Annotated in this window: 1 protein-coding gene; it reads left to right on the top strand. The window is 54.8% G+C overall.

Annotated elements, in window-relative coordinates:
* Positions 1 to 67: 67 nt before the first annotated feature.
* The gene (locus IC229_RS09435) at positions 68 to 16,987 is read left to right on the top strand and encodes an SdrD B-like domain-containing protein (RefSeq protein WP_190886718.1); all 16,920 of its coding nucleotides are present in this window, start codon (positions 68 to 70) and stop codon (positions 16,985 to 16,987) included.
* The last annotated feature ends 195 nt before the right edge of the window (positions 16,988 to 17,182 follow it).

Here is a 17,182-nt window from a genome sequence, read left to right as displayed (position 1 = left end):
GAAGCGGCATACTATTTGTGTATTCGGGAATTGAATTGCCTCCTCCGAATACTCTAAAGAATACCATATGCGCACTTCTACGAAACTTTTCTTCACATCGTCGGTAATGCTTACAGTAGTGATGCTTTTAAGCGTACTACCAAGCTTCGGACAGACTATTTCGGGAACTGTTTTCCGCGACTTCAACAGCAACGGCGTCTATAGCCCGATAACTACACTTGCTTCCAGCTATTCCTATGGGGAGCCTGGAGTTGGTGGGGTTACAGTTACCGCCTACAATGCTGCTGGTACAGTTGTGGCTACGACAACCAGTAGTACGGTTCTTTCAACCCTAGGTTCGTATTCACTTTCGGTGGGCAGCAATGGGACCTACCGGGTAGAATTTACGGGCCTGGGAACCGGTGATTATGAGTCGTTTAGAGGTGCTGCTACAGCTACTGGCATTAATGCTACGTCTGTGCAGTTCGTTGCCGTTTCTGGCGCTACAGCCAACATAAATTTTGCGGTTAATTACCCATTGGATTACTGTCAGCCTTCTCCTACGCTGGTAGTGCCCTGCTACATAAATGGCAATCCCTTAACAAGTGGCACTGTTGGCAGTGAACACGTACTGGTAACCGTGCCGTATACATCGTCAGGCACGGCTGTTACCCCAACCTCTATAGCGGACGGAGAAGACATTGGTAGTGTATGGGGGGTGGCTTATCAACGGGAAACCAAAAAGATATTCTCGGCAGCTTTTCTGAAACGCCACGTAGGTCTTGGAGCCGCAGGTCTGGGCGGTATTTATACTACAACAACAACTGGAACCAGTACCTTACTTGTTGATTTAGAAACCACTTTCGGTATCAACCTGGGAGATTCCCAATTAGGCGCCCGTGCATCGTTGCCCAATAGCGCGACAGCGTCAAGTACAGATCCTACAGCTTTTAGCCTGGTTGGTAAGGTGGGTCTGGGTGGCATGGCCATCTCTACCGAAGGTAAAACCTTATATGTAGTTGATTTATTCAACCGAAATTTATTAGCGCTCAATGTTGGTAATCCTGCCGTAACGGCAATTACCTCGGCTAGCTCGTTAACAACCATTTCGATTCCCAGCCCCGGCTGCACCAATGGCGACTATCGCCCTTTTGCTGTTTCGGTTAAGAATAATCGGGTTTATGTGGGTGTGATCTGCTCCGGGCAATCGGGTACAGCTACAACCGGAACAGCAAGTAACCTTTATGCGCACGTATTCTCCATGGCTGAGGGAGCCTCGACAATTCCCACTACACCTATTCTCTCGTTTCGTCTGAATTATACGAAAGGAGATGTACGTAATGGCGATGTGGCTGTTGGCTCGGAATGGCAGCCCTGGATTACGGGTTTTGACCAGTTGGGCATTAGCTCGTCTACGGCTTTAGGTGGATTCCGGGTAGGACGTCCTCAGCCTATGTTGACCGACATTACCTTTGCCGATAACGGCGACATGATTCTTGATTTCGCTGACCGTACGGGTTTCCAGACAGGCTTTAGACAACGTAATACGACCGATGTCAGCAGCAATCCTACGCTGTACGGCGGATACATTGGTGGCGATCTGCTCCGGGCAACCTATACTGGTACGCAGTGGGTTCTGGAAAACAATGGCATTGTTGGCCCATTAACCGGTAGCGGTAGTGGCAACACGGAGGGCCCCGGCACACCTACGGGTTCAGGCTACAACGCGCCTTCCGGAGAGTTCTACGGCCAGGATTATTTTTTAAACGACAATGGTAATACGGTACACGGGGAAACATCGATGGGAGCGGGCTTTTCTGTTCCGGGCTATAACGTTGTTGTAAACACGATTATGGACCCGACCGATGTCTTCACCGGGGGGTTAGGCTGGTTCAACAACCGTAACGGAGTCAGAACGCAATCAGCCGAGCTGTACAGTACCCTGGATAATGGAGGAGAAACCGCCGGGAAAGCGAATGGTCTGGGGGGTATCAAAGCCCTTTGTGATCCAGCTCCTATCCAAATAGGAAACCGGGTCTGGCTCGACTCCAACAATAATGGACGCCAGGACCCCGGCGAAAGCCCATTGGCAGGTGTAGTTGTTACGTTGACAGGCCCAGGCATAACCGGCACTGCCTCTGTAACCACCAATGCGAACGGTGAGTATTATTTCTCAAATGTAACGGGCAGCAGTAGCACAAGCTCTGTTTTCGGTTTAACAGGTCTTACATATGGTAGCTCATACTCGCTGACATTCCCGACTACGGCGTCTGGTACCGCCTATCTCAGCAGCAACCCTAACTCAGTTACGGGCACTAATGGCGATAATATTGATACAGATGTCAATTCCGCTGGCAAGATCGTCTTCACGTTAGGGACAGCAGGGCAAAATAACTTTTCCTACGATGCTGCTTATGCACCTTGCGTACTACCAACGCTAACGGCTCTTGCCAGCAGCGCCAGTGTTTGTGCGGGAGGCTCAGTAACCTTAACGGCTCAGGTAAGCCCAACCGGTAGCTATACGTACGTCTGGAGCGCTCCCTCAGGCATTACGTTGTCTGGAGCAAACACGGCTACAGCCGTGGCATCGAGTTTAACGGCTACAGGTACACGTACATTTACGGTAACGGTTAGTTCAAGCCCCGTCTGCTTTACCACCGCAACGGTAACCGTTACGGTGAATGCACTGCCTACAGCAACCCTTAGTTCGGCGACGATTTGTGTGGGACAATCGGTAGTTTTAACGGCCACCGGTGGTACGTCCTACACCCTCTCGACGGGGGCCACCAGTACGTCAGGTAGCTTTACGCTCACACCAGCCACCAGCACTACGTATTCAGTAACGGTGGCCAACACCAGCGGCTGTCGAAGCACCACAACAGGTGCAGTAACGGTAAATCCTCTGCCGACGGCCGGTTTAACACCCAGCTCAGCCGCAATTTGTGCGGGACAATCGGTAGTTTTAACGGCCACCGGTGGTACGTCCTACACCCTCTCGACAGGGGCTACCAATACGTCAGGCAGCTTTACAGTCACGCCAGGGGCCACCACTCCGTACTCCGTAACGGTAGCCAACGCCAGCGGCTGCCGCAGTACTACCACAGCTACGGTGACACTGAGTCCATCAGTGACGGCGGTGTTCCCATCGGCCACTATCTGCGCCGGACAGTCGGCTACCTTGATCGCAACGGGTGGCACCTCCTACACCTTCTCCAATGGTACCAACAATACCAATGGGCAATTGATCGTAGCCCCCGCCACTACCACTACCTACTCGGTGACGGTGGCCAACGCCAGCGGTTGCCGCAGCACAGCCAACTCGACGGTCACGGTCAATCCGGCGGTAACGGCTACGCTGGGTTCAACCACCATCTGTGCGGGCCAGACCGCTACGTTGTCGGCAACCGGCGGTAACTCCTATACCTTCTCCAACGGCACCATCAATAACACGGGTAGCTTCAGCGTCACACCGGGGGCCACCGCTACGTATTCGGTAACGGTATCTAATGGTAACTGTATCGGTACGGCAACTGGTACGGTAACTGTCGTTCCTGCCGTAACGGCTACGTTCGGCTCCGTCTCGATCTGCGCGGGCCAAACGGCTACGTTGACGGCGAGTGGTGGTACGTCTTATACTTTCTCGAATGGCACGACCAACACGACAGGTAGCCTCACAGTAACCCCAGGAGCTACCACTGCGTATTCAGTGACGGTCTCCAACGGCGTCTGTGCCGCTACGGCATCCGCTACAGTAACGATCAGTCCATCAGTGACGGCGGTGTTCCCATCGGCCACCATCTGTGCGGGTCAGTCGGCTACCTTGATCGCAACGGGTGGCACCTCCTACACCTTCTCCAACGGTGTTAATAATACCAACGGCCGATTTGTCACAGCACCCGGCATCACTACTACCTATTCGGTGACGGTGGCCAACGCCAGCGGTTGCCGCAGCACAGCCAACTCGACGGTCACGGTCAACCCGGCGGTAACGGCTACGTTGGGTTCAACCACCATCTGCGCGGGCCAAACCGCTACGTTAACGGCTACCGGCGGTAACTCATATACTTTCTCGGATGGCACCATCAACACCTCGGGGCTGTTAGCAGTCAATCCGGGGGCCACCGCTACGTATTCGGTAACGGTGTCTAACGGCAACTGTATCGGCACGGCCACGGCTACGGTGACGGTCAATCCAGCTATAACGGCCACGCTCGGCTCCGTCTCGATCTGCGCCGGTCAATCTGCTACGTTAACGGCATCGGGTGGTACGTCCTACCTCCTATCGACGGGTGCCAGCAATACAACAGGTAGCTTCGTAGTTACGCCAACCGCTACCACTGTATATTCGGTGACGGTATCCAGCGGCAGCTGCACCGGTACGACATCCGCTACGGTGACGGTCAACCCATCGGTGACGGCGGTGTTCCCATCGGCCACCATCTGCGCGGGTCAGTCGGCTACCTTGATCGCAACGGGTGGCACCTCCTACACCTTCTCCAACGGTGTTAATAATACCAACGGCCGATTTGTCACAGCACCCGGCATCACTACTACCTATTCGGTGACGGTGGCCAACGCCAGCGGTTGCCGCAGCACAGCCAACTCGACGGTCACGGTCAACCCGGCGGTAACGGCTACGTTGGGCTCAACCACCATCTGTGCAGGCCAAACCGCTACGTTAACGGCCACCGGAGGTAACTCGTACACTTTCTCGGATGGCACCACCAACAATTCAGGGCTGTTAGCGGTCATCCCAGGAGGCACCACTACGTATTCGGTAACAGTATCTAACGGCAACTGTATCGGTACAGCAACTGGTACCGTGACGGTCAACCCAGCCGTAGCGGCCACCCTCAGTTCAGCGACGATTTGCGCGGGCCAATCCGTTACGTTGACGGCCACCGGCGGTACGTCCTATACCTTCTCCAATGGCACAGTCAACAATACCGGTAGCCTCACGCTAACCCCAGGCGCCACCGCTACGTATTCGGTAACGGTATCTAACGGCAACTGTATCGGTACGGCATCCGGTACCGTAACGGTCAATGCAGCGGTGACAGCTACACTCAGTTCTGTTACGATCTGTCTGGGCCAGACGGCTAACTTAATTGCTACGGGTGGTAATTCGTTCACCTTCTCGAATGGCACCATTAACAATACAGGTACGCTGGGTGTAAGTCCAGCAGCGACCAATACGTATTCGGTGACAGTGATGACGTCTAATGGTACTTGTACCGGTTCAGCATCAGGTACGGTGACGGTGAACCAGCTACCCACGCCGACGCTGAGCTCAGCTACCATCTGCGCTGGTCAGTCCGTTAATTTAACCGCAACGGGTGGTGTGTCGTATACGTTCTCGAACGGCACCACGAACACCTCGGGCCTGATCGCCGTCAACCCAACCACCTCCACGCCATACTCCGTAACGGTCGCCAACGCGAGTGGCTGTCGGGCGGTAGCATCTGGTAACGTTACTGTAAATACGATTCCAACGGCCACGTTAACCCCAAGCCCAACGACCATCTGTGCGGGTGCAAGCACTACGTTAACGGCTTCGGGTGGAACAAATTATCGATTCAGCAACGGTACGATAAACACGACAGGTATACTTGTAGTTGCTCCCGCGAACACCACTACGTATTCGGTAACGGTGACCAGCGGCAGCAGCTGTAGTGCCGTAGCCAGTGCCATCGTCACAGTCAACCCAGCGGTAACTGCTACGTTGACCAGCGCTACGGTTTGTAGTGGTACCAGCGCTACGTTGGTAGCCACAGGTGGCAGTTCCTATCGATTCAGTTTCCTCGGCGGTATTACCAATACGTCGGGCATATTGATTACTCCAGTTACCACCACGACGGTATATTCGGTCACGGTAACGTCTGCTCAGGGATGTAGTGATGTTACTTCGGGCACGGTAACCGTGAATACGCCGACTTCACCAACGATTTCGGGCAGTACGACCCTCTGCGCAGGCCAGACTATCAGTCTGACAGCCAACCCAACTACCGGCCTGACCTATGCCTGGAGTGGTCCGGGAGGCAGTTTAGGCAGCAGCAATCCGCTGACCATTCCCAACAGCACGACTGCACAGTCTGGTACGTATCAGGTATTGGTGACGAATGCGAATGGCTGCACAGCAACATCCACGTACAACGTAACTGTTAAATCAGCACCACAGGTACAAATTCTGACATCGAATGTTACGTGTAACGGCAATACGCCAGGGGTTATCATCAGCACAGAAGTTACCGGCGGAACACCACCTGTTACGTATGCCTGGTACCGCTCAGGGGCACCGGGCGTGATTTCTACATCACCAAATCCAAGTTTCACGGTTGCCGATTCGTATAGCCTTGTTGTAACCGATGCCAGTGGCTGCGTCAGTAATACAGCTACCATAAATGTTACTCAATCAAATCCAATTGCCGTAAACGCCCAGTCGACCAATGCATTGTGCTACAATGGACAGGGCACCATTACGGTGAATATCAGCGGAGGTACAGGTCCTTACTCGGTCACCTATGCGAATGCTGGTGGCGTGCTTTCAACGGCAAACACAACCGGTTTTAGCTCGATAGCCGCTGTAGCGGGTAGCTATACCATTACGGTCACGGATGCCAATGGTTGTTCGGTAACACAAACGGCAGCCATCTCACAACCTGCCCCGCTTACCGTTACGTTAACCCCTGGCAGTACGATTTGTGCGGATCAGTCGACGGGTAGCGTAACCAGTTCGGTTAGTGGTGGTACGTCTCCCTACTCGTATTCATGGAGCAACGGAGCCACGACGCCAAATCTGAGCAACGTAGCAGGGGCCAGCTATACGGTGGTGATCACCGATGCCAATGGATGCTCGACAACCGGTACCGTAACCGTACCAACGTATCCAACTCCAAGCATCCCAGGGTTTGCCCTCACGCAGCCAAGCTGTGCGACAATAACGGGCACCATTTCGGTTACAAATCCGGCGAGTGGTGTTGAATACAGCTTCGACAATGGGGCTACGTATCAGGCATCGCCAACGCGTTCGGGCTTAACGCCAGCGATCTATCGATTGCGCGTAAGGGATCTCGTAACAGGTTGCCGATCAGGAGCTGTCAACGTCACTATCAACCCGGCACCAACTCCGCCAGTTGCATCGATCTCTGGAACGACTAACATCTGTGCGGGTCAGTCCATTAGCCTGACGGCCAGCCCATCCAGCTTAACCTACGCCTGGACAGGGCCGGGTGGTAGCGTAGGCACTACCAATCCGCTGGTTATCGCGAATGCAACGCCATCGCAGAGCGGCACGTATCAGGTTCGCGTAACCGATGCGAACAATTGTACGGCAGTTGCCAGCACCAACGTAACGGTAAATGCACTCCCCACGGCAACGCTTACCTCAACGTCGATCTGTATCGGTCAGTCGGCTAACCTGGTCGCTACCGGTGGTACGTCCTACACCCTATCGACCGGCGCTACCAGCACGTCTGGCAACTTCACAGTCACTCCAGGAGCCTCCACTACGTATACGGTGACGGTGGCCAACGCTAACGGCTGTATCAGCACCACTACGGGTACGGTCACCGTGAATTCGCTGCCGACGGCTGGTCTTAGCTCAGCGATAATTTGCGCAGGAAATTCGGCTACCCTAACGGCTTCGGGCGGTACGTCCTACACCTTCTCGAATGGCACGATCAATAACACAGGAATTCTGATTGTAAGTCCTGCCGCCAGTACGACCTACGCCGTGACGGTGGCCAACGCCAGTGGCTGTGTCAGTACCACTACAGCAACGGTAACGGTAAATCAGAATCCCTCATCTTCATTAAGTTCAGCAACGATTTGCGCGGGCCAATCCGCTACGTTGACGGCGAGTGGCGGGGCATCGTACACCTTCTCGAATGGCACAACTAGTACGGACGGGCTATTGGTAGTTGCGCCAGGCGCGACCACTACGTACTCGGTGACGGCATCCGGCGGTACCAACTGCATTAGCTTTGCTTCAGGTACGGTAATGGTAAATCAGCTGCCGGTTGCTGGTCTGACACCTTCCTCAGCCAGCATCTGTATCGGTCAGGCGGTCGTGCTGACGGCTTCGGGCGGTAGCTCCTACACCTTCTCCACGGGCGAAACCAACACGACGGGTAGCATAACCGCAACGCCGACTTCCACCACCGCTTATTCGGTGACGGTAGCCAATGGTAGCGGCTGTATCAGCACCACCAACGTAACGGTGGCGGTTAACCAGCTGCCCACGGTGACGCTGTCGCCTGTGCCAGGCACCATCTGCGTAGGGCAGTCGACCAGTCTGGTGGCTACGGGTGCTATTTCCTACACCTTCTCGACGGGCACCATTAACATCGGTGGCCGCGTACTGGTCAGCCCAACTGCCACCGCGAGCTATTCGGTGATTGGGGTGAGCGCCAGCGGTTGTTACAATACGGCTACCACGACCGTGCCCGTCAACGATCTGCCAACCCCAGCCCTGACCAATGCTACCATCTGTGTGGGCCAATCTGCTACCTTGACGGCTTCGGGCGGTAGTTCCTACAGTTTCTCCACGGGAGCGACCAACACCGATGGAGTGCTGGAGATAACCCCGGGCGCCACCACTACCTATTCGGTAACGGTGGCCAATGCCAGCGGCTGTACCAGCACCACAACCGGTACGGTGACGGTGAATCAACTGGCCGTAGCCGGTCTGACACCTTCCTCGACCAGCATCTGCGAAGGCCAGTCGGTCGTATTGACCGCCACGGGTGGTAGCTCCTACACCTTCTCCACGGGCGAAACCAACACGACGGGTAGCATAACCGCAACGCCGACTTCCACCACCGCTTATTCGGTGACGGTAGCCAACGGCAGCAACTGTATCAGCACCACCAGCGTGACGGTAACCGTCAATACGCCACCAACACCGGCTATTACGTCGGCCACGATCTGCGAAGGTCAATCCGCTACGTTAATAGCTTCGGGCGGTACGTCCTATACGTTCTCGACGGGCGAAACCAATACGACGGGTAGTCTGGCCGTCAGCCCAACGACGACCACTACGTATACCGTAACAGTGGCCAACGCGACCGGCTGTATCAGCACAACAACGGGTACGGTGACGGTCAATCAATTGCCGACCGCAACCGTGAGCGCAAGTTCGGCTACGATCTGTGCTGGCCTATCAACCACGTTGACGGCATCGGGTGGTACGTCCTATACGTTCTCGACGGGCGAAACCAACAACACAGGCATTCTGCCCGTCACACCAACGACGACCACTACGTATTCGGTAACGGTGGCCAACGCCAGCGGCTGTATCAGCACCACCAGCGCTATAGTAACCGTGAGCCCGTCTGCGACAGCTATACTCAATTCGACTACGATCTGCGCTGGCGAAACGACAGAATTGATCGCAGATGGTGGTACGTCGTATACCTTCTCGACGGGTGAAATAAACACGACGGGTCGACTGCAAGTAAGTCCGACGACCACCACTACGTATTCGGTGACGGCTGTGAATGCCAGCGGGTGCGTCAGTGATACGTCTCCATCGGCGGCAACAGGCACCGTATATGTAGATCCAGTGCCAGTTGCAGGCATTACCGCTACCTCAACAACGATCTGCGAAGGTCAATCGGTAACCCTGACGGCAACGGGCGGTACGTCCTATGACTTCTCGACCGGCGACATCAATACGTCAGGTATCTTAGTTGTGACCCCAACACTGACTACTACGTATGTTGCCGTCGTGGGGAATGATAATGGTTGCGAAAGCACTACGTCCATCACAGTTACGGTGAATCCGCTACCAACGGCAGCTATTACGTCGGCCACGATCTGCGAAGGTCAATCTGCTACGTTAATAGCAACCGGCGGTACGTCGTACAGCTTCTCCACCGGCGAAGTCAATACGTCGGGTATCCTGATCGTTAGTCCAACGGCCACCGCTACGTATTCGGTGACGATGGCCAACGCCAGTGGTTGCGTGAGTTCAACAACGGGTTCGGTAACGGTAAATACGGTACCAGTGGCAAGCCTGACGCCAGCTTCGGCCACCATCTGCGAAGGCCAATCCGTAACGTTGACGGCTTCGGGTGGTACGTCATACAGCTTCTCGACTGGTACGTCTACTACAACGGGCATTGCCATCGTAAGCCCGGTTTCATCGACAGCTTACTCGGTAACGGTGTCCAACGGCGATGGTTGTGCCAGCACAGCTTCGGTAACCGTAACGGTGAACTCGCTGCCAGCAGCGACCCTGACATCAGCCACGATTTGCGAAGGCCAATCGGCTACGTTGACAGCAACTGGCGGTACGTCTTATACGTTCTCGACGGGCGAAGTCAATACGACGGGTAGTCTGGCCGTCAGTCCAGCCACCACCACTACGTATTCAGTAACGGTTAGTAACAGCAGTGGCTGCGTGAGCACAACCAGTGCAGCCGTAACGGTGAATGAGATTCCGGTGCTGACGCTGACCTCGGAAACCATCTGTGCCAATCTGACGACTACGCTCAGAGCGACGCCAGGTTTTACTACGTACATCTTCTCGGCTGGTCTGTCGCAGATTGGTGTATCGAACGAAGCGTCTGGATCAGTTGATGGTACGTATTCGGTAACGGCCATTACGGCGCAGGGTTGTTCGGCAACGGCAACGGGTTCTATTCTTATCAATTCAAACCCAGTTGTGCAGCTGAGTTCGGCTACCATTTGCACGGGTCAATCGGCAACGCTGATCGCTACATCCGGTTACGATACCTATATTTTCTCCAATAATCTGGCGCAGGTAGGTAATTCGAACGTAGCAGTTGGTACCCTTGCTGGTACGTATAGTGTAACGGCTATCTCGACGGGTTGTAGCGGTGTTGGTTCAGGTAGCATCACCATTGAGCCATATCCAACCGCCGAACTGACCTCGGCTACCATCTGCGCAGGGCAATCTGCTACGTTGGTTGCAACGGGTGGCACGTCCTACACCTTCTCCAACGGCACGATCAACACAACCGGATTGCTGGACGTAACGCCAGCCATTACCACTACGTATTCGGTGACGGTTGCCAATGCGGCAGGTTGCGCCAGCACCACTATCGGTTCGGTGACCGTGAATCCGTTGCCAGTGGCAGAATTGTCTTCGGCAACGATTTGCATCGGTCAGTCGGCTACGTTGACGGCAACGGGCGGTGCGACTTACTTATTCTCCAATGGTATCAATAATGCAACCGGCGAACTGATTGTTAGCCCGATATCCACGACGGCTTACTCCGTAACGATTGTAACGACCAGCGGCTGCGTAAGCAACACGACGGCCACTGTAACCGTTAATGAATTGCCAGTTGCAACGCTGACTTCGGCTACTATCTGTCTGTACGAATCGGCTACCTTGGTTGCTACCGGCGGTACGTCGTACACCTTCTCTGATGGCACGGAAAACCTTACAGGCTTACTGGTTGCAGGCCCATCCAGCACTACTGCCTATTCGGTAACGGTCGCTAACGCCAGTGGCTGTATCAGTACTTCGACCGCGACAGTTACCGTAAATCCGCTGCCAACGATTAACACACTTGCCTCTTGTAATGGTATTGCTACGTACGACGTAAGCTTTACGGCTACACCCGGTGCTACGGTAACAGCCAGTGCAGGAACGATAGTCGGCAATCAGGTTACGGGTGTACCAAGCGGGCAAGCCGTTGAGATTACCGTAACGCTGAACGGTTGCAGCATTACAGAAACTGTATCGCAAAACTGCGAATCGAATGCAGCTACATTGGGTAACTATGTCTGGAATGATCTTGATCAGGATGGCATTCAGGATGACGGTGAACCAGGTATCGAAGACGTAGTCGTGGTGCTCCTGCAAAACGGAGTCGCAGTAGCGACTACCTTCACCGATGCAGATGGTCATTATCGGTTTAACGGTCTGACACCAGGTATTCCTTACTCGGTGAGTTTCACGACACCAGCTGGATTCACGGCTACGTTAGTACATCAGCATATAGATGGTAATGACGAACTGGATTCAGACGCTGATCCAATTACGGGCCTGACTCCGTCGGTTACGCTGGCGGCTGGCGAATCCAACCTATCGCTGGATGCTGGCTTCTACATACCAAGAGCTAGTCTGGGCAATTTTGTCTGGAACGACCTGAATCACAATGGCATCTTCGATACGGGCGAACCCGGAATCCCAGGTGTAGTTGTGACGCTGATCCAGAACGGCACGGCCCTCGTTTCGACTACAACCGACGCGAATGGACTGTATTCCTTCACCGGATTAACACCAGGCATCCCGTATTCGCTGAGCTTCACGACTCCGCTCAACTACTCGGCTACGTTGGCTGACCAGGGTGGCAATGATGATCTTGATTCCGATCCGATTGGTGGAGTAACGGGACCAATCACGCTGACGGCTGGCGAGAACAATACGTCGATTGACGCAGGCTTCTACCTGCTGACAGCAGCGTTGGGTAACTTTGTCTTCGAGGATCTTAACCACAACGGTATCCAGGATTCGGGTGAACCCGGTATCCAGGGTGTGGTGGTGACCTTGATCAGCAACGGCACGGCTCTGGTAGCCTCGACCACCACCGATGTGGGCGGCTTCTACAGCTTCACCGGATTAACGCCAGGTATACCATACTCAGTGAGCTTCGCAGCGCCGACGGGTTATACTGCTACGTTGGCCGATCAGGGAACCGATGATGCGTTTGATTCGGATGGAAACGTAGTAACGGGATTGACCGGTACGTACAGTTTGACAGCTAATGAAGTCAATTTCACCATCGACATGGGCTACTACCGACCCGCCAGCGTGGGCGACTTCGTCTTCCTCGACATTAATCACAATGGTATCCAGGATTCGGCTGAGCCAGGTCTGGCCGATGTGGTGGTGACCCTACTCGATGGCAACAACACCCCAATCGCTTCGGTGACCACCACCAGCACAGGTCTCTACTCCTTCACCGGACTGACGCCGGGTGTGCCCTACTCACTAAGCTTCAGCACACCAGTGGGTTATACGGCTACGTTGGCTGATCAGGGAGGCAATGATGATCTAGACGCCGATCCGATCGGTGGGCTGGTATCGTTCACCCTGACCTCGGGCCAGAGCAATACGTCGGTGGACGCTGGTTACTATCCAGTGACGGCCGCGTTGGGCAACTTCGTCTTTGAAGATCTCAACCACAACGGTATTCAGGATACGGGCGAACCCGGTATTCAGGGTGTAGTAGTAACGCTAATCAGCAACGGCACGGCTGTGGTGGCCTCAACCACCACCGATGTGGGCGGATTCTACTCCTTCACCGGATTAACACCGGGGACGCCGTACTCGCTAAGCTTCGCAGCGCCGACGGGCTACAGTGCTACGTTACAGAACCAGGGGCCTGATGACACTATTGACTCCGATGGGAACGAAGTGACGGGACTTACCGGCACCTACAGCCTGACAGCTAACGAGGTGAATAACACCATTGATATAGGCTATTATCGTCCAGCGTCGCTCAATGGCTACGTATGGATCGACACCGATCACAATGGCCAACAAGGTGGTACTGAGCCTCCGCTGCCAGGGGTGATCGTCACGCTGATCCAGAACGGTACGGTGGTAGCGAGCACGACGACCGATGCCAGCGGCTTGTATAGCTTCACGGGTCTGACCCCAGGCACGCCGTACTCGCTGAGCTTCACCACCCCAACCAACTTCACGGCTACGGCTGCGGATCAGGGGGGCAACGATGCGATCGACTCCGACCCAATTGGCGGCCTGACACCATCGGTGACCCTGACCTCAGGGCAGAGTGTTACCCAGGATGCGGGTTACTATCCGCTCACAGCCGCGTTGGGCAACTTCGTCTTCGAGGATCTCAACCACAACGGTATCCAGGATTCGGGTGAACCCGGTATCCAGGGTGTGACAGTGACCTTGATCAGCAGCGGCACGGCTGTGGTAGCCTCGACCACCACCGATGTGAGCGGATTCTATAGCTTCACTGGCCTGACACCGGGGACGCCGTACTCGCTGAGCTTCACCGCGCCGACGGGCTACACGGCTACGTTGACTGACCAGGGAACCGACGATACCATTGACTCCGATGGTGATCCAATCACGGGTCTGACCGGTACGTACAGTTTGACGGCTAATGAATTGAACGAAACCATTGATATGGGTTACTATCGTCCGGCGTCGCTCAATGGCTACGTATGGATCGATTCCGACCACGATGGCATCCGGGACAATACTGAATCTCCACTACAAGGGGTAATCGTCACGCTCATCCAAAATGGTACGGTCGTAGCGACCACGCTCACCGATGCCGGCGGTCTGTACTCCTTCACCGGATTAACAGCAGGTATCCCGTATTCGCTGAGCTTCACGACTCCAGCGGGCTACACCGCTACGGAAGCGGATCAGGGCGGTGACGATACTGTCGACTCCGATCCGATTGGTGGCATTACAGGCCCCGTCACGCTGACCGCAGGCGAAAATCAAACGTCGATTGATGCCGGTTTCTATCCAGTGACGGCAGGTCTGGGCAACTTTGTCTTCGAGGATCTCAACCACAACGGTATTCAGGATTCGGGTGAACCCGGTATCCAGGGTGTGACAGTGACCTTGATCAGCAGCGGCACGGCTGTGGTAGCCTCGACCACCACCGATGTGAGCGGATTCTATAGCTTCACTGGCCTGACACCGGGGACGCCGTACTCGCTGAGCTTCACCGCGCCGACGGGCTATAGTGCTACGTTGACTGACCAGGGAACCGATGATATGTTTGATTCGGATGGAGATGTAGTGGCTGGTCTGACTGGTACGTACAGTTTGACAGCTAACGAGTTCAACAACACCATCGACATGGGTTACTATCGTCCAGCTTCGCTCAATGGTTATGTCTGGATCGACTCCGACCACAATGGCATCCAGGATAGCGGTGAGCCTGCGCTGCCAGGGGTAATCGTAACGCTGATCCAGAACGGTACGGTGGTAGCTACGACCACCACCGACGCCAGCGGTCTGTACAGCTTCACAGGACTGACACCAGGCCTACCCTACTCACTGAGCTTTACCACGCCAGCAGGCTATACCGCTACGTTGGCTGACCAGGGAGGCAATGACAACGTCGATTCTGATCCAATTGGTGGCCTGGTAGGTTCGTTCACGTTAGCTTCAGGCCAGAGCAACGTATTGGTTGACGCAGGCTTCTACCCTGTAAATGCCGCGTTGGGTAACTTTGTCTTCGAGGATCTCAACCACAACGGTATCCAGGATTCGGGCGAACCCGGTATCCAGGGTGTAGTAGTAACGCTAATCAGCAATGGAACAGCTGTGGTAGCCTCGACCACCACCGATGTGGGCGGATTCTATAGCTTCACCGGATTAACACCAGGTACACCCTACTCGCTGAGCTTCTCGGCACCGACGGGCTACAGTGCTACGTTACAGAACCAGGGTGGGGATGATGTAGTAGACTCGGATGGAAACGAACTGACAGGCCTGACGGGCACCTACAGCCTGACAGCTAATGAGCTCAACGACACCGTCGACATGGGTTACTATCGTCCAGCGTCGCTCAATGGCTACGTCTGGATCGACTCCGACCACGATGGTATCCAGGATGCCGGTGAGTCTCCGCTACAGGGAGTGATTGTGACGCTCATCCAAAATGGCACGGTGGTAGCGACCACGCTCACTGATGCCAACGGCTTGTACTCCTTCACGGGTCTGACCCCAGGCACGCCGTACTCGCTGAGCTTCACCACCCCAACCAACTTCACGGCTACGGCTGCGGATCAGGGGGGCAACGATGCGATCGACTCCGACCCAATTGGCGGCCTGACACCATCGGTGACCCTGACCTCAGGGCAGAGTGTTACCCAGGATGCGGGTTACTATCCGCTCACAGCCGCGTTGGGCAACTTCGTCTTCGAGGATCTCAACCACAACGGTATTCAGGATTCGGGCGAACCCGGTATTCAGGGTGTGACGGTCAACCTGATCGAGAATGGCGTCATACTGGTAGCAACCACCACGACCGATGCCAACGGCTTGTACTCCTTCACCGGATTAACGCCAGGTACACCCTACTCGCTCAGCTTCTCGGCGCCAACGGGTTATACTGCTACGTTAGCTGACCAAGGTGGTGACGATGATGCTGATTCCGACGGTAACGTAGTGACTGGCTTGACAGGCACCTACAGCCTGACAGCCAATGAGGTGAACAACAGCATCGACATGGGCTACTACCGACCCGCCAGCGTGGGCGACTTCGTCTTCCTCGACATTAATCACAATGGTATCCAGGATTCGGGTGAACCGGGTCTAGCCGGTGTGGTGGTGACCTTGCTGGATGGAACCAACACGCTGATCGCTTCGGTGACCACCACCAGCACAGGTCTCTACTCCTTCACCGGACTGACGCCGGGTGTGCCCTACTCACTAAGCTTCAGCACACCAGTGGGTTATACGGCTACGTTGGCTGATCAGGGTGGCAATGACGAGCTTGACTCCGATCCGATCGGTGGACTGGTATCGTTCACGCTAGCTTCAGGGCAGAGCTTGACAACGGTGGATGCCGGTTACTACGTACCAACCGCCAGCATTGGGTCTACAGTCTGGAACGACCTTGACCGCGACGGTCAGCGTGACCCAGGTGAGCCAGGTGTGGATGGTGTGACGGTACGTCTGCTTGTGGAAACGACGCCGGGCAATTACACGGTCGTTTCCACAACGGTGACGACAGGCGGAGGACATTATCTGTTCACAAATCTGCCAGCCGGTACGTACATCGTTGAGTTCGATCTGACTACGTTGCCTGCGGGCTTCATTATCAGCCCGAATAACAACCGCCCAGGTGTACCAAATACAGAAAACAGCGATGCGAACCCAACAACGGGTCGCTCGGCACCGATTACGCTTGATCCAGCTAATCCGGTTAATCCAGAAGTACTGGCTATCGACGCTGGTCTGGAAACCGACTGTCCACCAGCCAAATGCGTACCGTTCGTGATCACAAAAACACGCTCAGGACGCTAACGGTAATGGACGCGTAAGCAAACAAGTCCCGTCGCTATGATGGGACTTGTTTTTGTTTTAACGTGAGTTATGGACAATTCACATGATAATCTCATGATCTTGAACGTAATGCTGGCGCACAGGGCTTCGACACGCTCAGCCTGACAGGCCACTTAAAGTCATTGAATTGATCTGGTTTGTCAGGCTGAGCGTGTC

This window comes from Spirosoma profusum (assembly GCF_014699005.1).
Lineage (GTDB): Bacteria > Bacteroidota > Bacteroidia > Cytophagales > Spirosomataceae > Spirosoma > Spirosoma profusum.
This window is presented reverse-complemented; position numbering and strand designations above follow the sequence as displayed.

Bases quoted from the DNA above. Each gene is read 5' to 3' on its own strand.
- IC229_RS09435 (WP_190886718.1), top strand. From the start codon at position 68: ATGCGCACTTCTACGAAACTTTTCTTCACATCGTCGGTAATGCTTACA.